This is a genomic window from Pseudoalteromonas sp. MM17-2, assembly GCF_022347945.1.
GTDB lineage: Bacteria > Pseudomonadota > Gammaproteobacteria > Enterobacterales > Alteromonadaceae > Pseudoalteromonas > Pseudoalteromonas ruthenica.
In genome coordinates this window covers 56889-75274 of the sequence record NZ_JAKRFV010000010.1, presented here as the reverse complement: position 1 = coordinate 75274, position 18386 = coordinate 56889, and the positions used below count along the sequence as shown (strand labels likewise).

General features: G+C 48.2%; 21 protein-coding genes. 8 read left to right on the top strand and 13 right to left on the bottom strand.

Features of this window, described 5'->3' with window-relative positions; translation table 11 throughout:
- Positions 1-5 precede the first annotated feature (5 nt).
- From MHM93_RS10150 to MHM93_RS10135, 4 genes are all read right to left on the bottom strand, one after another.
- Positions 6-443 carry a DUF4426 domain-containing protein gene (locus tag MHM93_RS10150; RefSeq protein ID WP_239449065.1) on the bottom strand — a complete coding sequence of 146 codons (438 nt, stop codon included), beginning with the start codon at positions 441-443 and terminating at the stop codon, positions 6-8.
- A 104-nt stretch (positions 444-547) separates the two neighbouring features.
- On the bottom strand, positions 548-1081 hold the full coding sequence (locus MHM93_RS10145) for a YggT family protein (protein ID WP_022946320.1): 534 nt from the start codon (positions 1079-1081) through the stop codon (positions 548-550).
- Positions 1082-1101: 20 nt separating this feature from the next.
- A complete protein-coding gene (gene proC, locus MHM93_RS10140; protein ID WP_152440327.1) occupies positions 1102-1923 on the bottom strand; it encodes a pyrroline-5-carboxylate reductase in 822 nt (273 codons plus the stop codon).
- 45 nt (positions 1924-1968) lie between these two features.
- Positions 1969-2655 (bottom strand): YggS family pyridoxal phosphate-dependent enzyme, encoded by a 687-nt coding sequence (locus tag MHM93_RS10135; RefSeq protein ID WP_138588410.1) that lies wholly within the window; start codon positions 2653-2655, stop codon positions 1969-1971.
- 30 nt (positions 2656-2685) lie between these two features.
- Here MHM93_RS10135 and MHM93_RS10130 point away from each other — a divergent pair, with 30 nt between their 5' ends.
- From MHM93_RS10130 to MHM93_RS10120, 3 genes are read left to right on the top strand one after another with little or no spacing between them, the layout of a single operon-like run.
- The gene (locus MHM93_RS10130; RefSeq protein ID WP_022946317.1) at positions 2686-3735 is read left to right on the top strand and encodes a type IV pilus twitching motility protein PilT; all 1050 of its coding nucleotides are present in this window, start codon (positions 2686-2688) and stop codon (positions 3733-3735) included.
- A 13-nt stretch (positions 3736-3748) separates the two neighbouring features.
- Positions 3749-4882 carry a PilT/PilU family type 4a pilus ATPase gene (locus MHM93_RS10125; protein ID WP_022946316.1) on the top strand — a complete coding sequence of 378 codons (1134 nt, stop codon included), beginning with the start codon at positions 3749-3751 and terminating at the stop codon, positions 4880-4882.
- A complete protein-coding gene (locus tag MHM93_RS10120; RefSeq protein WP_239449064.1) occupies positions 4860-5783 on the top strand; it encodes a hypothetical protein in 924 nt (307 codons plus the stop codon). Before MHM93_RS10125 ends, MHM93_RS10120 begins: the two co-directional genes overlap by 23 nt.
- On the opposite strand, the gene ruvX is transcribed toward MHM93_RS10120, so the two are convergent.
- From ruvX to MHM93_RS10090, 6 genes are read right to left on the bottom strand one after another with little or no spacing between them, the layout of a single operon-like run.
- The gene (gene ruvX / locus MHM93_RS10115; RefSeq protein WP_239449063.1) at positions 5743-6192 is read right to left on the bottom strand and encodes a Holliday junction resolvase RuvX; all 450 of its coding nucleotides are present in this window, start codon (positions 6190-6192) and stop codon (positions 5743-5745) included. The genes MHM93_RS10120 and ruvX overlap by 41 nt on opposite strands.
- A complete protein-coding gene (locus tag MHM93_RS10110; protein ID WP_022946313.1) occupies positions 6189-6746 on the bottom strand; it encodes a YqgE/AlgH family protein in 558 nt (185 codons plus the stop codon). The genes ruvX and MHM93_RS10110 overlap by 4 nt, the downstream gene beginning before the upstream one ends.
- A 14-nt stretch (positions 6747-6760) precedes the next feature.
- Positions 6761-7714, bottom strand: a complete 954-nt coding sequence (gene gshB, locus MHM93_RS10105; RefSeq protein ID WP_239449062.1) for a glutathione synthase — start codon at positions 7712-7714, stop codon at positions 6761-6763.
- A gap of 54 nt (positions 7715-7768) precedes the next feature.
- A complete protein-coding gene (gene rsmE / locus MHM93_RS10100) occupies positions 7769-8503 on the bottom strand; it encodes a 16S rRNA (uracil(1498)-N(3))-methyltransferase (RefSeq protein WP_026111304.1) in 735 nt (244 codons plus the stop codon).
- Between the two features lie 37 nt (positions 8504-8540).
- The gene (locus tag MHM93_RS10095) at positions 8541-8969 is read right to left on the bottom strand and encodes a hypothetical protein (protein ID WP_239449061.1); all 429 of its coding nucleotides are present in this window, start codon (positions 8967-8969) and stop codon (positions 8541-8543) included.
- A gap of 18 nt (positions 8970-8987) precedes the next feature.
- Positions 8988-9878 carry a hypothetical protein gene (locus MHM93_RS10090; RefSeq protein WP_022946309.1) on the bottom strand — a complete coding sequence of 297 codons (891 nt, stop codon included), beginning with the start codon at positions 9876-9878 and terminating at the stop codon, positions 8988-8990.
- Between the two features lie 71 nt (positions 9879-9949).
- Here MHM93_RS10090 and glnE point away from each other — a divergent pair, with 71 nt between their 5' ends.
- On the top strand, positions 9950-12763 hold the full coding sequence (glnE, locus tag MHM93_RS10085) for a bifunctional [glutamate--ammonia ligase]-adenylyl-L-tyrosine phosphorylase/[glutamate--ammonia-ligase] adenylyltransferase (protein ID WP_239449060.1): 2814 nt from the start codon (positions 9950-9952) through the stop codon (positions 12761-12763).
- Positions 12764-12769: 6 nt separating this feature from the next.
- Here glnE and MHM93_RS10080 read toward each other — a convergent pair whose 3' ends face one another.
- From MHM93_RS10080 to tolC, 3 genes are all read right to left on the bottom strand, one after another.
- Positions 12770-13345, bottom strand: coding sequence for a TcpQ domain-containing protein (locus MHM93_RS10080; RefSeq protein WP_022946307.1), 576 nt, complete (start codon positions 13343-13345; stop codon positions 12770-12772).
- A gap of 56 nt (positions 13346-13401) precedes the next feature.
- Entirely contained in the window at positions 13402-14328 is a 927-nt protein-coding gene (lpxL, locus tag MHM93_RS10075; protein ID WP_138508506.1) for an LpxL/LpxP family Kdo(2)-lipid IV(A) lauroyl/palmitoleoyl acyltransferase, read from the bottom strand.
- Between the two features lie 90 nt (positions 14329-14418).
- Positions 14419-15786, bottom strand: coding sequence for an outer membrane channel protein TolC (tolC, locus tag MHM93_RS10070; RefSeq protein ID WP_022946305.1), 1368 nt, complete (start codon positions 15784-15786; stop codon positions 14419-14421).
- A 182-nt stretch (positions 15787-15968) separates the two neighbouring features.
- On the opposite strand from tolC, the gene MHM93_RS10065 reads away from it, so the two are divergent.
- From MHM93_RS10065 to MHM93_RS10050, 4 genes are all read left to right on the top strand, one after another.
- Complete coding sequence (locus tag MHM93_RS10065; protein WP_239449059.1) at positions 15969-16595, top strand: NUDIX domain-containing protein; 627 nt, start codon at positions 15969-15971, stop codon at positions 16593-16595.
- 77 nt (positions 16596-16672) lie between these two features.
- Entirely contained in the window at positions 16673-17047 is a 375-nt protein-coding gene (locus tag MHM93_RS10060) for a DUF1249 domain-containing protein (RefSeq protein WP_081604455.1), read from the top strand.
- Positions 17034-17813, top strand: coding sequence for a metallophosphoesterase (locus MHM93_RS10055; RefSeq protein ID WP_239449058.1), 780 nt, complete (start codon positions 17034-17036; stop codon positions 17811-17813). Before MHM93_RS10060 ends, MHM93_RS10055 begins: the two co-directional genes overlap by 14 nt.
- Positions 17798-18382 carry a YqiA/YcfP family alpha/beta fold hydrolase gene (locus MHM93_RS10050; RefSeq protein WP_239449057.1) on the top strand — a complete coding sequence of 195 codons (585 nt, stop codon included), beginning with the start codon at positions 17798-17800 and terminating at the stop codon, positions 18380-18382. The genes MHM93_RS10055 and MHM93_RS10050 overlap by 16 nt, the downstream gene beginning before the upstream one ends.
- The last annotated feature ends 4 nt before the right edge of the window (positions 18383-18386 follow it).

Genomic DNA, 18386 nt, shown 5'->3' with positions numbered 1-18386 from the left:
CTCTCTTAGTGTTCGTACAACTTTTGATGGAAACGCAGCACTTCAACTGTATTTCCTTGCGTTAAGGTTATTTCAAAGCGATAAACTTCTTCGTTATCAAAGCGCATTTGGGCTATGTAATAGATGCTCTCGCCTTCTTTAATTTCTTTAAAGGTTAACTGTTCTGTTTGGCCAATGAGGTTTTTGGCGCTGCCTTGAATGTCGACGGCTTGGGCTTGGTCATTTTGTAATACCGAAATATTGATCAGGGCTCTATCGCCAGCCCGCTCTAGGTCATAGTTACGCGCAACTTCTGCGGGAACGGATGTTGAGGGAAAGGCAATATAGTGTACTTGCCAGTGACCCAAATTTTTAAATTGACCCCCTTGAGCTTCGGCTTGCTCGCCATAGCTGGGGGAGATGCTGAGTATGCATAACAGCAATGCAGTGAACAGGGTTTTCATAATATGACTCCTGTGGTTAGGCGTTGGCCTTAGCTCGACCAACGCACTCTTTACCCTTAAGTGTACCAGAGAACAGCAAAGCCGGGGTTTGCTGCGAGTTCAGGTTAGCCGATAAAGTCCATAAACAAAATTTGTAAGAACTGTAAGGCGATAATCAAGACAAGGATAGAAAGATCCAAGCCACCAAGGGGGGGGATCACCTTGCGTATCGGTCTTAGCATGGGTTCAGTAAGTTGATGGAAAATTGCTTCTATGGGATTGTAACCTTGGCTGACCCAGCTCAAAATGGCACGAATAATGAGTACCCAGAACAGTAAGTTAAGACCTTCTTTAACTACCGTTAGAGCGCCGGAGATAAGCACCGTAGGGGCACTCCAGCCGCCGTGGAACATCATCAGAAGCACGCTGACCTTGGCAAAGGCAACAATGAATGCCAGCACCAGTGAAGCGATATCCAAACCGCCAAAACCGGGGATGATTTTACGTAATGGGTTCACTGCAAAACTGGTGGCCTTCACCACAAATTGACTCAGCGGATTATAGAAATCCGCTCGCACAGCCTGCAGCCAAAAGCGCAACAGCACCACCATTAAAAATAGATCGAATACGATCCCAACAAGAAATTGCATGGCATTCATGAGCTTAGTCTCTTCGCAAGTTAAATTTCTTTTTCCATCTCTTGGGCACGGGCAATACAGGCATCCATGGCTCCGGCAACAGTCTGTACTAGGCCTTGGTCTTTTAGGTGCTCAACGGCAGCGTGGGTGGTACCGCCTTTAGAGGTGACGTTAGCGCGCAGTTGCGAAATGCTAATATCGTCCTGCGACAAGGCCATCTCCGCTGCACCCAAAGCTGTTTGTTGTACTAGTGCTCGAGCTTGTTGCTCATCAAAGCCTAGTGCCTTAGCTTTTTCTTCAATGGCTTCCATAAACAAGAAGAAGTATGCAGGTGAAGAGCCAGTTACAGCAATAATGTTGTTAATTTGCGTCTCTTCATCAACCCATACAGCGATACCGGTGCATTCAAATACACTTTGAATAAAGTCGCGTTCTTGCTCATTGATACCTTCGGCATACAGGCCTGATACACCACGGCCCAATAATGAAGGCGTGTTTGGCATGCAGCGCACCATTTTCACTGGTTGGCCGAGCATTTCTTGTAAGCGCGCAACAGTAATGCCCGCCGCCACGGAAATAAACACTTTGCCGCTAAAATCAACACCAGCATCAATAAAACTTTGCGCTAAATCCGCCATCATTTGCGGCTTAACCGACAACACGATGACATCGGCCTTTTTAATCGCTTCAACGTTATCCGAGGTGGTTTGTACACCAAAGTCAGCGGCGACCTTCGCGAGTTTTTCCTGATTACGGTTGGTAGCAATAATGCGCTCTTTCGCAAAACCGTTTTTCACCATGCCGCCAATAATGGCGTAGCTCATGTTTCCAGTACCAATAAACGCGATGGTTTTTTGTGACATATAAACCTCAACTTGTTGTGTTATTAGAATATACGATTCAACGTCCTAGCTGCGCTCTCCAAATATAGCAGTGCCCACTCGGACCATGGTTGAACCGGCGGCGATGGCCGCATCCACATCAGCACTCATGCCCATGGACAAGGTATCTAGCTGTGGATATTGGGTCTGTAGTTTATCAAAGCAAGCCTTTAATTTCTCGAAAGATTGCAGTTGCGCATCGAAACTATCGGTTTTTGCTGGGATTGCCATTAATCCACGCAGGTGCAGCTGTCGACTATTGTCAACGAGCTCAGCCAACTGCGGCAATTGTGCTACTGCACAGCCAGACTTATTGTCGTCGTTATCAATATTCACTTGAATGAGAATATTGAGCGGTTTCATATTCGTGGGGCGCTGCTCATTTAAACGCCGAGCAATTTTTTCCCTATCAACGCTTTGCACCCAGTGGAAGTGCTCGGCAATCGCTTTGGTTTTATTACTCTGAATGGGGCCTATAAAATGCCATACTATTGTCTTATGGTCGTTAAGTGCCTGCACCTTCTCAACACCTTCTTGGACATAGGATTCAGCAAATTCTCGGTGACCATGATCAAAAGCCGCTAAAATATCTTCTAAGGGTTTTTTCTTAGAAACGGCGATTAAAGTGATGTCTTTTTCATCGCGATTGCATTTTTTTGCCGCCGTAGCGATTCGGGCGTAGGCGGCATCGAGTCGTTCTGCTATTGTAACCATAAAGTTATCAGTTAGTTGTGGAGTCCTGTTATGGATATTACTGAATTATTGGCCTTTAGTGTGCAACACAAGGCCTCGGATTTACACCTTTCAGCCGGTGTATCGCCGATGATTCGTGTCGACGGCGACGTGCGCCGTATTAACATTCCCGTGCTTGAAGCCAAGGAAGTCAGCGGCCTTGTCTACGACATTATGAACGATAAACAGCGCAAAGAATACGAAGAAAACCTAGAAGTGGATTTCTCGTTCGAGGTTCCTGACTTGGCGCGTTTTCGTGTTAACGCCTTTAATTCTAACCGAGGCCCAGCAGCGGTGTTTCGTACCATCCCCAATGAGGTGCTGACCTTAGATGATTTGGGCGCGCCGGAGATATTTAAAACTATCTCGGAAAACCCGCGTGGTCTGGTATTGGTGACTGGGCCAACAGGTTCGGGTAAATCAACCACCTTGGCAGCGATGATTGATTACATCAATAAATCACGCCACGACCATATCCTCACCATTGAGGACCCGATAGAATTCGTACACCAAAACAAGCTAAGCTTGATTAACCAGCGGGAAGTTCACCGTGATACGCACAGCTTTAACAATGCCTTGCGCAGTGCGTTGCGTGAAGACCCCGACGTTATCTTGGTCGGTGAGCTGCGGGACTTAGAAACCATTCGCCTAGCGATGACCGCAGCAGAAACAGGTCACTTAGTGTTTGGCACCTTGCACACCACCTCAGCACCAAAAACCATTGACCGTATCATCGACGTCTTCCCCGGTGAAGAAAAAGACATGGTGCGTTCGATGCTTTCAGAGTCACTGCGCGCGGTTATCTCGCAAACACTGTTGAAAAAAGTGTCGGGCGGGCGGATTGCGGCGCATGAGATTATGATAGGTATCCCCGCGATACGAAACCTTATTCGTGAAGATAAAATCGCGCAGATGTACTCGTCGATTCAAACTGGCGCTGCGCATGGTATGCAGACCATGGACCAGTGCTTACAAAACTTGCTAAACCGTGGCCTTATCAGCACACAGGCAGCGCAGGCGAAAGCCCATGATAAGACCCAATTCGGCATGTCGGGTCAGTAGTAGGATTAACACCATGATACAACCTTTAGCGCATTATTTGCAGAAGATGATCGCCTTGCAGGCATCGGATTTATTTGTTTCTACGCATTTGCCGGTCAGTGCCAAAGTGAATGGCGAGCTCACCCCCCTTGATGACTATGTGCTCAGTGATGATGAGGCATTGACCTTGGTAGAGTCGGCAATGTCCGATAAACAAATCAATGAGTTTCATAACTCTAAAGAATGTAACTTTGCCATTGCCACCGATGAGGGACGTTTCCGTATTTCGGCATTTTGGCAACGTGATCAGGCGGGGATGGTTATTCGTCGTATCGTTACCACCATACCCGACGTTAATGAACTCGGTCTGCCTTCAGTGCTTACCGATGTGATCATGAAAAAACGTGGTCTAGTGCTGTTCGTCGGTGGTACCGGCACCGGTAAGTCGACCTCATTGGCGGCGCTACTGGGTTATCGTAACCGCAACCAAAAAGGCCATATCCTTACCATTGAGGATCCAATTGAATTCGTACACGAGCATAACAAAAGTATCATTACCCAACGTGAGGTTGGACTTGATACCGAGAGTTTTGAGGCTGCACTGAAGAGCTCGCTGCGTCAGGCGCCGGATGTAATTCTCATTGGTGAGATCCGCTCGCAAGAAACCATGGAATATGCGTTAAGCTTCGCTGAGACTGGTCACCTGTGTGTTGCTACCTTGCACGCCAACAATGCCAACCAAGCCATTGACCGTATTATGCACTTGGTGCCCAAGGAAAAGCACGACAAGCTCAAATATGATTTAGCCCTTAACTTGCGCGCCATTATTGCTCAGCAGCTGATCCCTACCACAGATGGTAATGGTCGTGTGGCAGCGATTGAGGTGTTACTAAACTCACCGATGATTGCCGAACTGATCAAAAAAGGCGAAATCGGCTCCATCAAAGAGGTGATGGCTAAGTCCAAAGAAATGGGCATGCAAACCTTCGACCAAGCGCTGTTTGATCTGTACAAGCAAAACCTTATCAACTACGCCGATGCGCTACACCACGCTGACTCACCGAACGATCTTCGTTTGATGATTAAGCTTCGTAACAACGAACAACAAGGTGCAGGCTTCCTACAAGGGGTAACGGTGGACGGCCTTGGCGACGATAGCGATAGCTAAACGCTCAAGCGTAAAAAGTATCAGGGCGTTTTTTTACGCGCTGATACTCACCGTGCTACTGCCTGCTCAGGGCAGAGAGCAAAGCATTGACATCTATTTGCGTGATGATGTTTATACCGATTATATGGCCTTTCTGGCTGGGCGCTCGCCCTTAGCCGTTAGCGACTTTAGCGGTAAGCGTGTGCGTCGGGATGTGGTCGATATGATAGTGGCGCAGCAAGCGCTGCGCCTAGGCGGCTTCGAGTACACTTTTAACTACCGTGTCGGCAAGATTAATTTTCGTAATACGCGGTTGCTGGAACAAGGTAAATTATTAATTAGTTTTGATACCTACTGGCGTGCTGATGCGCTGATACTCAGCGAGGCGGTTTTTGTCAGCGATGCAGTGATCCGTCAAGGTGAGTATTATGCGGGTATTTATAGTCACCCAGATAACACGCGGGTGCAGAGTATAACATCGCTGGCCGATATGACCGCACTCACCGCTGTATCCACGCCGCGCTGGCGCAGTGATTGGCGGACCTTGCAGGCACTGCCGTTAAAACGCATCATTAAAGAAGATGAATGGTTATCGCAAGCGCGCATGGTGTCGATGCAGTGGGTCGACTTTATGTTGATGCCACTGATGCCTCAGTATAATAACCATTACCAACTGGATAATATATCACTGAAGGCGCATCCGCACTTTGTTGTGCAAATAAAAGACAGTCGCCACTTCGTAGTGTCTCGTAATCACCCCCAAGGTCAGCAGGCCTTTAAAGCACTCCAAAAAGGGCTGGCCAAACTGCGCGAGCAGGGCCGAATTCGAGCAGCTTACGAGCAAGCGGGGTTTATACCTGATTTAGCGCAGATGGCAGTGCTTAATAGCCCCCTTGAACGGCAAAAAAGCTCTCCAGAATAAGCACCGCAGAGGCATTATCAATATTGCCTTTACTTAGGTTTCGGTAGCCGCCCTCGGCGAATAGCTGCTCCTTGGCGGCGGCCGTGGTTAGTCGTTCATCTTGGGTTTGTACTGGCAACCCCGTTTGATTGTGTAGGCGATTGGCAAACTTACGTGCCCGGCGCGTGAGCTCTTGCTCGCTGCCATCCATATTCAGTGGTAAACCTACCACTAACAAGTCTGGCTGCCATTCATCGACCAGCGTGCGAACATCATCCCAATTAGGAATACCATCTCGAGCCTTAATAGCGCGCAGGCCATTAGCAGTACCTGTTAACTCTTGGCCGATGGCGGCGCCAATACTCTTGGTACCAAAATCAAAGCCCATTACACTGCGCTGGCCCATTTTAGAGCTTGAGGACTCACTCATGCGTGACCCGCCTCCAAACTAAGCTTATTAGCATCAATACCCATAAGTTCTAAGGCTTTATGCCAGCGCTCGTTGATGGGGGTATTGAAAATAACCTCGGGGTCGGCTTCCATAATTAGCCACGAGTTTTCCAACAGCTCTTGCTCTAACTGACCCTCAGACCAACCGGCATAACCTAAGGTGATGATAAATTGCTCCGGCGCATCCTCGGTGGTGAGACTCGCAAGGACGTCTTTGGAGGTGGTGATCATTATCTCGGAGCTTAAACTTTGCGATGACGCGTAGCCCGGCTTAGGTGTGTGCAGCACAAAGCCTCGGTCAGTTTTCACCGGTCCGCCAGCAAACACCTGGCGCCCAGCGGCTTGTTGGTTTTTATCGTTGTCGATGTCTATTTTGTCTAATAACTCACCCACCGTGACATCAATAGGTTGGTTAATCACCAAACCCATGGCGCCTTCGTCGTTATGCTCGCAAATATAGGCCACTGCGTGTTTGAAAAATGGCTCTTGTAACGAGGGCATGGCGACCAAAAAGTGGTTGGTTAATGACTGCATAGACATCTCCACGATTAAGAAGTTGTTAAATTGCGCTCAAGCGCGTCAAAAAACAATGCGGTGACAGAAAAGTTGCTCTCAGCCTCTATTTCTTTAACGCATGTTGGCGCGGTAACGTTCACTTCAGTGAGTTTGTCACCAATAATATCCAGACCCACAAATAATAGTCCCTTGGCCTTTAGCGTTGGCGCCAGTGTCTCAGCGATACGGCGCTCATCATCGGTCAGAGGGCGCACCTCACCGCGACCACCAGCGGCAAGATTGCCTCGCGTTTCGCCTTTTTGAGGAATACGCGCTAGGCAGTAGGGAACCACTTCGCCATCAACGACTAGTACTCGTTTGTCGCCGTCTTTAATGGCGGGAATATAGTTTTGGATCATAGCATAACGCTTGCCATGCTCAGTCAGGGTCTCGATGATCACACCGATATTGGCGTCGTCTTCTTTGACTCGAAATATAGAGGCGCCGCCCATGCCATCGAGTGGCTTCATAATGATGTCACCATGTTCAGCCAAAAAGGCGCGGATTTGCTTCGCCGAGCGGGTCACTAAGGTGTCTGGGGTAAATTCGCTAAACCATGCGGTATAAAGCTTTTCGTTGGCATCACGCAGGCTTTGCGGTTTATTAACGACTAAGGCGCCGGCCAGTTCTGCGCGCTCTAAGATATAGGTGGCGTAAATGTATTCGGTATCAAAAGGTGGGTCTTTGCGCATTAAAATAATATCGAGATCGCCCAAGGCAATGTCCTGTTGCGGCGCTAAGTCATACCACTTCTCGGCATTATCAAACACATTGGCGCGAGCGGCGTGAGCAAAAGCTTCACCTTGGCGCAGAAACAGATCGTCCATTTCCATATAATACAATTCATAGCCGCGCTTTTCGGCTTCCAGCATCATTGCAAAGCCGGTGTCTTTTTTAATATTAAACCCAGAAATTGGGTCGCTGATAATGCCCAGTTTAATTGCCATTGCTCTACTCGTTTAATCAATCTTATTATTTTATGGGGTTGGCGCGCAGTAAATTCAATTCGCTAAATCACCAAACTGCATCTGTAACGCACTTAAGACCGTTAAAGCCGCCGTTTCTGTGCGCAAGACGCGTGGACCTATGCGAATATCCATAAAGCCATGCTCATGACTGCTGTGGATCTCTGCATCGGTAAAGCCGCCTTCAGGGCCAACTAAAAAGCGCACACCCGCACTTGGCGCCGGCATAGTTTTAATGCTGTGCTGCGCGCGAGGATGTAACGTAAGCTTAGTGGCGTCGCTCGGCTGGGTTAGCCATTGCTCCAGAGCGATTGGCGGGTGAATGGTGGTAATACGATTACGACCACATTGCTCGGCTGCGGCGATAGCGATTTTCTGCCACTGTTGATGCTTCTTTGCTAAGCGTTCGCCATTGAGCTTAACCCCACAGCGCTCACTAAAAAGCGGGGTAATTTCGCTCACCCCGAGTTCCACCGACTTTTGAATGGTAAAGTCCATCTTATCGCCACGGGAGATCACTTGCCCAAGATGGATAGCAAGGGGAGATTCACATTCACTATCGATAAACTCTATACAGCGAACAGTCACGTATTTTTTGCTGCTATCAACGATTTCACAGTGATATTCACCGCCGTGGCCGTTAAACAGCCGCAGTTGATCGCCAACTTGCATGCGCAACACACGGCCTACGTGCCCAGCTGCATCGTCACTTAAATTAAAGTCTGTACCTAAAGCGCCTATGGTCGGCTCGAAAATATGCGGAATTCTCATTACGCTGTCCATCATCAGGATTTTGCGACAGTCTAAACTAGTCGCCTAAATGCGCAAGTATATCAGGATCCTGATTACAGCTGAGGTGATTTTGGTGATAGGGCGTAGTCAGCGGTGTAAGGTGGTAGTCAGCGCCTTGTTTATTAATTAATAACCGGTTTTCATGTAACGAATCAATGACCCATTTAAAGGAATTGCTAGCACTTTCATAGGCGCAGGCAAACACCAGCACGCCAGCAACGCTATGGTGTCGCGAGGCGTAACTTGATAATTCAGCTACACTGATTTCGTTATCAAAGTCACAATAACAATAATCCTTTACCTGCTGGTCAAACATAAGCTTAACCATATGACGGGTGTTCGCTCCAGCAACTATCACTGCGTGCGCATCGGGATTGGCGCAAAAGGCTCGGCTCAACAGCGGATCGCTGTCGATGAGTAAATAGTTGCTAAGATCCTTATCCATTCATTCTCTCCGTTGCCACTAGGCGAAAAACTGAATCAGCAAATAGCCCATGGCACAGTATACAGAAAACACCACTGCAGCAATGCCAACATTGTCTTGGTGATCAACCTCGACCCCGGTGTCGACACGATAAAGTACGATCAACAACACGGCGCGAGCCATGGCATTGACCAATAACCACATCAGACCGCAGTGCACAGCCAATGTAAAGACATTTTCTACCATCTTGCCGCTGTAGTAATTGGCGCTGGCTAGACCTGCGTAAAGGGCCAGAGCCATACCTACAGATTTGCCTGCGTAACGAATACCGATTGAGGTATTTTCCAAGTTAAAGTTACTTTGCAGCGATGCGCCTTGGTTTACCTTAGCAAAGCGAGCTTCGCGCACTTTGCTATCGAGGGCAAATAAGCCCTGCAAAAATAAGAAGTTTACAAACACCACAAGCAAAGAATACATGCTGTTAGTTTGAGACCAACTGACCAAACCTATAACCACAATGCTATTTCCTAATAACATTCCCGAGTCGACTAAGGCAGCGCACACGTTCTGCTTTAAAATAGCCTTCTCTTCATTAAAACGACTGAGAATCCATTTTCGATGAATAGCTTGACCAACTTTTGTAAAAAGTAGCATCAGTATTAGCAAAAGCGGCACTTTCCACGGCTCTTCGCGCATCACCGTCAGTGAAAAGTCATCCACTAGGTAGCCGATAATCAGCACTAACGAGAGCAGGTAACTGGCATAGCTAATTCCCAGCGCAAAGTTATCACGCTGGGCGAGCTCTTCTTTTAAGGCCTGCCGCGCTCTGACTTGGGTGTAAATACGCAGTGCAAACAGCACCGCAGCAATAGCTACGAAGCTAATAGCAAAGGTATATAAGGACTCGTTTGACAAAGAAAAATACGTCATACTGGCAGCCGAAAAGGAACTTTGTTTTCATTCTAGTACGGTTGGCCCTAACTTAAAAGAGAGCGGTATCTATGACTGCACCTTCTGGTTTTAATTCGCAATTACAGCAACTTGGTAAAGATCGCTATGAACAGATATATGGCGACACGGAAATAGATAACGATTTGTTGCAACTGCTAGCGCTTAGCGACTTTGCCTACGATGTACTCAGTACACATAAACAGTGGGGAGCGTGGCTTGTTGACCCCGAGCAACAGCAGTGTCGTGCGGTGCCGGATCCTTTGCCGCAGCAGTTAGGCGATGTGTCAGAAACTCAGGCATTGACCATGTTGCGTCGTTACCGCCAGCAGTATTGGCTAAAGGTTGCTTATCTCGATTTGGTATGCGGCAACGACATCGCTGACTCCATGGCTTATGTGTCTGCTTTAAGTGATACGCTGATAGACGCAGCCAATCGATGGGCCTTCGCTCAGGTAGCCAAAGTTAATGGCGCGCCTGTGGACGAACACGGCCACCCGATCGCCATGATGATTTTAGGTATGGGCAAGCTGGGCGGAAAGGAGCTTAATTACTCGTCCGATATCGACCTTATCTTCACTTACCCCCTTAACACCCCCACCCAAGGTGGGCGGCGCAGTATTGAAGCACAGGTGTTTTACACTAAGGTGGCGCAAAAAGTGATTGCTGCCTTAGACCAACATACCGTAGATGGCCGAGTTTTCCGCGTCGATATGCGTCTGCGTCCCTTTGGTGACAGTGGTCCTTTAGTCATGAGCTTTTCGGCTATGGAGGCGTACTATCAAGAGCAAGGCCGAGAGTGGGAGCGCTACGCTATGCTCAAAGGCCGACTCATTCACGCGCCATGTAACTATGTGCACGAGTTTAACGAGATGCTAAGGCCGTTCGTTTATCGCCGATATATTGATTTCTCAGTGATTGAGTCATTGCGCAAGATGAAATCACTGATTGCCCAAGAGGTGCGCCGTAAAGGCTTACAAGACAATATCAAGTTGGGCGCTGGTGGTATTCGAGAAGTAGAATTTATTGTTCAGGCACTGCAGCTGATCCGAGGAGGTCGAGAGCCGCAACTACAAACTCAAAGCTTAGCTAAAGCGTTGGCAGCACTGACAGAGCTCGGGGTTTTTACTGACGAGCAACAGCAGCAACTATGGCAAGACTATGCGTTGCTGCGCCAGGTAGAACAATATCTGCAAGCCTTTAATGATGAGCAGACCCAGCAATTACCGCAGTCACAACGTGATTGGCTGCGATTAAATACATTGCTCAATCAAGCTCACGAAGAACACAGTCGTGCAGTTATTGAGGCGGCGATGGGGCGCATACGCGATGAGTTTGAACAAGTCATTGGCTTTGAGCCAGAGCAGGGTGATGACTTGGATGACAGCTATACCCTGGCGTGGGAGCATAACGATACCGAGGCCCTCAGTGATGTGATTGCCAATGCCCAGCAGCGTATGAGCTGGCAGGGACCCCTGAATCACTTTCATGAGCGCGTAAGCAAACAGCCTATAGGTAAACGTGGCAGAGACACACTGGATAAATTAATGCCCCATGTGTTGCAACAGCTGCAGCATGCTCATGCATGTGGTGAAGTCGTGGCCTTGGTCACCAATGTGCTCGATAAAATTATGTCGCGCACCGCCTATTTAGAGTTACTACTTGAAAACCCAGGGGCTCTCCAGCAATTAGTACGCTTGTGTGCGCACAGTCGTTGGATTGGCGAACATATTGCTCATTATCCGATTCTGTTGGATGAGCTTATTGACCCTGCGGAGCTTTACAATCCTTTCCCTTTGGATACCTATAGTAACGAGATCCGCCAATATTTTTTACGCATTGATGAGCATGACTTAGAAATGCAGATGGAGGCGCTCAGGCAGTTTAAGCAAACCCAGCAATTACGTATCGCTGCGGCGGATGCGACCGGTGCGTTGCCAGTAATGAAGGTCAGCGACCACCTCAGCGCGTTAGCGGAGGCGATTATAGAGCAAGCCGTTAACCTTGCCTGGCAGCAAATGGTGGCGCGCTTTGGCAAAGTCCCCGGCACCGATGAGCAACATAAAGGCTTTGCCGTAATAGCCTACGGAAAGGCGGGCGGATTGGAGTTAGGTTATGACTCTGACCTCGATTTAGTTTTTGTTCACAACCACGATGGCGACAGCAGCACCGACGGTGATAAGTCGATTTCCGCACGGCAGTTTTATTTAAAACTAGCGCAGCGCTTGATGCACCTGTTTAACACGCGCACCAGCTCCGGCATTTTATATGAACTCGATACCCGCTTACGCCCTGAAGGGTCATCAGGCTTGTTAGCCATCAATATCGAGAGCTTTCTTCACTACCAGCAAACTCAAGCTTGGACTTGGGAGCATCAGGCTTTGGTGCGTGCCCGCATGGTGTATGGAATCAGCGCGCTACGCCAACGATTTAGTGAAATCCGTATAGAGATATTAGCGCAAGCGCGGCAGATAGCATCGCTTCGCGATGACGTGACCGCCATGCGGGAAAAAATGCGGCGGCATTTAAACCGGGAAAACGAATTTATGCTTGATTTGAAGCAGGGTGTTGGTGGGATGACCGATATTGAATTCATCACTCAATTTTTGGTTTTGGCCCATGCGCACCACCATCCCGCATTACTCGAGTATTCAGATAATATCCGTATTTTGGAAGCGGCGGCGCACTGCGGCTGTATCAGCGAAGGTCAGACACAGCAGCTTATACACGCTTATTGCCACTATCGGGGCTTATATCATGTACTGAGCTTACGCAATCAAGAGAAAATGGTTGCCAAAATAGAGCTGCAAGATGAAATTGCCTCGGTCAGCCAAATTTGGGAGCAACTTTTTGCTGCTCCCAAATGAGGAGCATTAAGCGCGAGACATCTTTTTACAGTTTTCGCGAATATAAGGTGAGGGGCGCTCAGTGATCACGGCCGCGCGCTCGCGGTGACAATAGAAGGTCTGTACCTCGTATTCAAAATCACTGTCAATCGCTTTGCCTACTTGGTAAAGCGTTGATACAAAAGTGTCGTCCACGCGAAAAGGATGCTTCACTACGTAGTCTTTATTTAAGTACCAGTAAAAGGCGATACCCTCTTCCTTGGCGAAGTCGGACATCACCTTGCGCAGTGTAGCCCCAGCGGCAAAGCGACGACTTTTAACTTGCCCTTGCCAGCGAATATCGGTGGGTTGCACCACACCGACACGTTGCTCCAGCATGCGCGTGATGTCGTCTTTAGGCTCGCCCAGTTCGATAACATACTTTTCACGTTCAGTGGCATTGCGCACGGTGTTTTTGATGTTAGCGTAAAATTGTGACAACCCTTTGGCGGCTGGGTTGCTGTCTTCTCTTACTTGAAATACAGGGCCATCGCCGAGTAAAAAATAGGCGGCGGCTAAAATAAGAATAAAAGCCAGTGATAAATGTTTAATCCAAAACCACATAGCTACTCCTGATGATGTTGTTATTGTTAAGCATAGTTGGTCATTGTTGTTATTGACTAGCGATAATAAGACGGTGCATGCTCGTCAGGGCGCGTTTTAAAGCGCCGGTGTAGCCACATATATTGCTCAGGTGCATTATTAATGGCTTGCTCCATACGCTGGTTTACTTGCGTGACATCATGCACATCATCGCCACTGGGGAAGTTCTCTAGCGGAGGTTGCACCGCGAGGTGGTATTTTCCCTGTGCGTCTCGGCGAGTCATGATGCTCAGTGTTCGGCAATGGCGACTATTTGCAAATAATAGTGTACCTGTGGTGGTTGCTGCTTCTTTGACGGCAAAAAAAGGCGCAAAGACACTGCGATTGCGGCCATAATCTTGGTCCGGCAGGTAGTAGCAAAACTTTTTATCTTTTAGCGCTTTAAGTAAAGACTTAACATCACGCTTTCCAACTAAATACTCGTTCGAACGCAAACGTCCCTTGGCGGTAAAGTAATCCATTAAGGCATTGTTATGGGGGCGATAAAAAGCCACGCCTTGGCGCTCTAATCCCATTACGCGAGAGGCCATTTCTAAATGCAGAATATGAGGCACCAATAACAGCACACCTTTACCGTCTTTATTGGCTTGATCGACATGCTCTAATCCGGTGATGGACCCCATCACTCGTTTTACTCGCCATGCAGGCCACCACCATGCCATGGCACTTTCAAAAATGGCCATGCCGGTGTTTTCCATATTCTTGAGCACCAACTCGGCGCGCTCGGCTTCTGTTAACTCTGGGTAGCATAAGGCAATATTGACTTCAGCAATTTTTCGGCGTTTTTTTACAAACCGATGCACTAAACGACCTAATGCACGCCCTAAGGCTAATTGCCAGGATTGTGGTAGCCAGCTAAGGGTGTAAAGTAAAAAAATGGAGAGCCAGCTTGGCCAATACTTGGGGGTTAAGAAGGCAAGTTGGAAAGTTGCTTTGTTGACCACTGTAGTTGTTATTCACCGTTGTAGATGGCGGACAGTATACGTTATTCATATAACAAAGCCAGTGCTGGGCACTGGCTTTATCTTGACGCGTTAGCTTTGTGGCTTCAGGCCTTGGTTTATTGCCTGTAGGTCCTCAGCGGTAAGCGTGCCCGCAGCTTGTTTCAGTGCCAGAGTCGATACCACATAGCGGTAACGCACATCGGCTAAGTTACGTTTGGCATTGTAAAGGTTCTGGGTGCTAATCAACACATCAACAATGGTCCGCGTACCCACTTCAAAACCAGCTTCCGTGGCCTGTAAGGCACTTTCTGCGGAAACCACGGCTTGTTCTAATGCTCTGTAGGTAGCGATATCAGACACCACTTGGTTATACGAGGTAATCGTGGTTCGCGTTACCCCGCGCAGGGTCGCTTCTAAGTCTTCACTGGCAACAACATAAAGGGCACGTGCCTGGTCGGTTGAAGCCACTGTTGCTCCACCCGAATAAAGCGGAAGTTCGAAGTTTAAGCCCACTGACGCTGTGTCGCCACGCGGAACATGGTCATTAACAACGGTTTGGCCCATGATAGTACGCTCACTATCAACTAATGAATCGCCGTAGGCTGCATTGAGGGTCAGCTTCGGATAGTGACCTGTTTGCGCCAAATCGATTTGTTGTTTGGCAATATCAACCGATGCTTTAGCAACTTGCAGCTCTAAGTTGTTCGCTTTGGCCAGAGTAACAAAATCCTCAGTGGCTTTATTCGGCTTCACCGTTGAGAAAGTTTCAGTATCAAGCTGGTCAAGTTTGGCGTGGTACTTACCGGTAATTTCACGGAGTTTTTCGCGCGCTGTTTCAACATCGTTTTTGGCGACGATTTCGCGAGCGACTGAGTTATCGAATTGCGCTTGCGCTTCGTGTACATCGGTAATGGCTGTTAGGCCTACCGCGAAACGTTGCTTGGTTTGCTCGAGCTGGCGTTCGATAGCGCGTTTTTCTGCTTGCACAAATTCTAAGGTATCAATGGCCGCTAATACTTCAAAATAGCCCTGTGCGACACGCACAATCAGCGCTTGTTGCGCTTGGTCGTATACGGTCTTTTGTTGCAGAGCTTGCTTCTCGGCAATATCCAATGAGCGCCATGCGTTGAGGTCGAATATGGCTTGGCTTAAGCCAATCTCACGAGAAAAGGTATCGCGCTCGCTGTCAACCTTGACCAGTTGTAGCAAGTCGTCATCAAACTCGTAGCTATCACTTTCTGATTTAGTATAGCCCATGCTGAAACCAAGCTGAGGCAACAACGCGCTCAGTGCACGGTCTGTGTTATGCTCTTGTGCTTCGGCGTTAGCTTTAGCTTTTAAAACAACGGGATCGTTCTCAAGTGCAATTTCGTACACCTGCATTAGGTCTTCAGCATGACTGTAAGTGCTAAAGCTGCAGCTCAATGCAATCAGCGTGGTCAGTAGTGTCTTTTTCATTATCAGTACAGTCCTTAGAATATTCAGCGAATTAGGAGCATGTTATCGTGTTTCTCGCGATTTGCGAAAAGCAAAAACGTAAATTGACTGCGCTTAAGTGTAACAGAATATAATTTTCGCGGAAGGGTAAACGCGACCGTTGACTTATAAACTTTTTGGCCAAGTGGGGTGGCGAGTATAAAATGAATAAAATCAATCAGTTCGATAAAGGTGACGTGACCATTGAGAGCACCGAAGAAGTGTTTAAAGGTTTTTTCAAAATCGATAAGTACCGTTTCAAACATGCATTATTTGCCGGTGGCACCAGTGCAATCATTGAGCGTGAAATATTTGAACGCGGTCATGCTGTGGCCGTGTTGCCTTATGATCCAGCAACGCGTTCGGTGTTACTTGTCGAGCAAATTCGCATAGGCGCCTTGGCAACCAAAGACAACCCTTGGCTATTAGAATGTATTGCTGGCATGGCTGATGGCAGTCAAGATTACCCGGCGGTAGTGCGTAAAGAAGCGCAAGAAGAAGCGGGTTTGGAATTGCAGCAATTGGACTTCATGCTGTCATACCTTTCAAGCCCCGGCGGGACAACAGAGCGGTTGTACTTGTACTTAGCACAAACTGATTTATCAGGAATCGGCGGTACGGTACATGGACTGGATGATGAAGGTGAAGATATTAAAGTACATGTAATGGCTGTTGATGAGGCAATGGCGCGCCTAAACAACGGGGAAATTGATAACGCCGCAACAGTGATTAGTCTACAATGGTTAGCACTCAATGAGCAGCGAATTCTACAGCAATGGGGCGCTGAGTGACAGTACAAAGAAAAGCAGGATACATTCAATCCCTGCCTAAATACCTCACTTTGTGTGAGCGCAACTATGCCAACGTGATGCGCATTTTGCCCAGCGCTGGCACAACGGGCGCATCGCAGTTACTCACTATCGCCAACGAGCAATATGAGGTTGTGATTGAGCAGGCTGCCAAATACACCACTGATATTTGTATCACTCAAGTGCAAGGAGCAGTGGAGGGCCTATTCACACCGCCAATGAATGTCCGTATTTATCACGACGCCAAGGTCGCAGAGGTAGTGCATCCAAACTACCACACGCGCATTAAGCCATCTTATGGTTACCCGAACCCAAAAATGCATCATAAAGACGAAAAATACCAAGTTAATGCGTTTTTGCATGACTGGTTGAGTTTTTGTATGTCACATGGTGAAGCGGTTTTAGATTGGGATTGTAACAGTGGCTTGGTTTGACCCCCCTTATTTTTGCCCTGCCAGCACTGAGCTAAACTTCGCGCATTTTACCGATGCGCATTTATTTGCGCAGCCGCAAGAGCAGTACTTTGGTGTGCGTACAGCGCAGCATTTGCAACAAACGCTCGCGGCCATGGCCGCTGAGGCATTTGATTTTGTGGTCTTCGGTGGCGATCTTACCCAAGATCACAGCCCTGAATCTTATCAACTGTTTGCTGAGCTGGTGGCCAATAGCGCGTTGCAGTGCCCGGTATTTTGGGTACCGGGAAACCATGATGAGCTGAGCCAACTCACTGCGATGACAGAGGGGCAAATTCGTCCTGAAAAGCGCATTGAACATGCTTGCGGCCAGGTTTTGCTCGTTAATAGTAAGGGGGATACACCAGCAGGGTGGGTGGCAGAGCATCATTTGGCTGAGCTTGGTGATGCCATTGATACAGCCGCTCCTCAGCAGGTGTTTATTACCCATCACCACCCCCTACCGATTCACGGTTATTTAGATAAGCATATTCTTGAAAATGGTGATGCGTTATTGCAATGCATCGAGACGCGTAGTCGCAGCGCAACTGTGCTACATGGCCATACACATCATGATTACCACCATGATTACCAAGGTGTTGAGGTGTTCGGCACCCCCGCAACCTCGGTACAATTTGTAAAAAATGCAGCGAGTTGGCAGCAAGAAAATCTCGGCCCAGGGTATCGTCGCGTGCGTCTTGTGGCCAATAAAGCGCCCATCACAGAGGTCAAATGGCTCGCAAATTAATTTATATTCATGGCTTCAATAGCTCCGAACGCTCCCACAAAGCAGTGCAGCTTGGTGAGCACTTACGTACTTGGCAGGGGCAGTATATTGTGCCACGCCTCAGCCACGACCCAGAGCAGACGATCGCTCACTTGAGCGCGTTGGTGGATGAAGACACCGCCTTAATCGGCAGTTCGCTTGGTGGCTTTTATGCTACGTATTTATCGCAGCGTTATCATTTACCAAGCGTGGTGATAAACCCTGCCGTACGCCCTTTCGAGCTGCTCGATGAGTATCGCGGGGTGCAGTACAACCCCTATCAAAATTATAGCTATGAGCTGAATCACACTCACATGCAGGCCTTGCAGGGGCTTTATTTACAGCAATTAACTTCCCCCGAGCTGCTGTTTTTGTTACAACAAGAAGGTGACGAAGTGCTACCCTATGAGCAGGCTGTCGCTTACTATCAAGGTTGTAAACAACAAGTAGAAGCGGGTGGCAACCACAGTTTTATTGGGTTTGAGCGCTACTTTGCCCATATAATGCAATTTCTGAATATCTCTCTAACCACTAAGGCCGTTAACGAATAAAAAT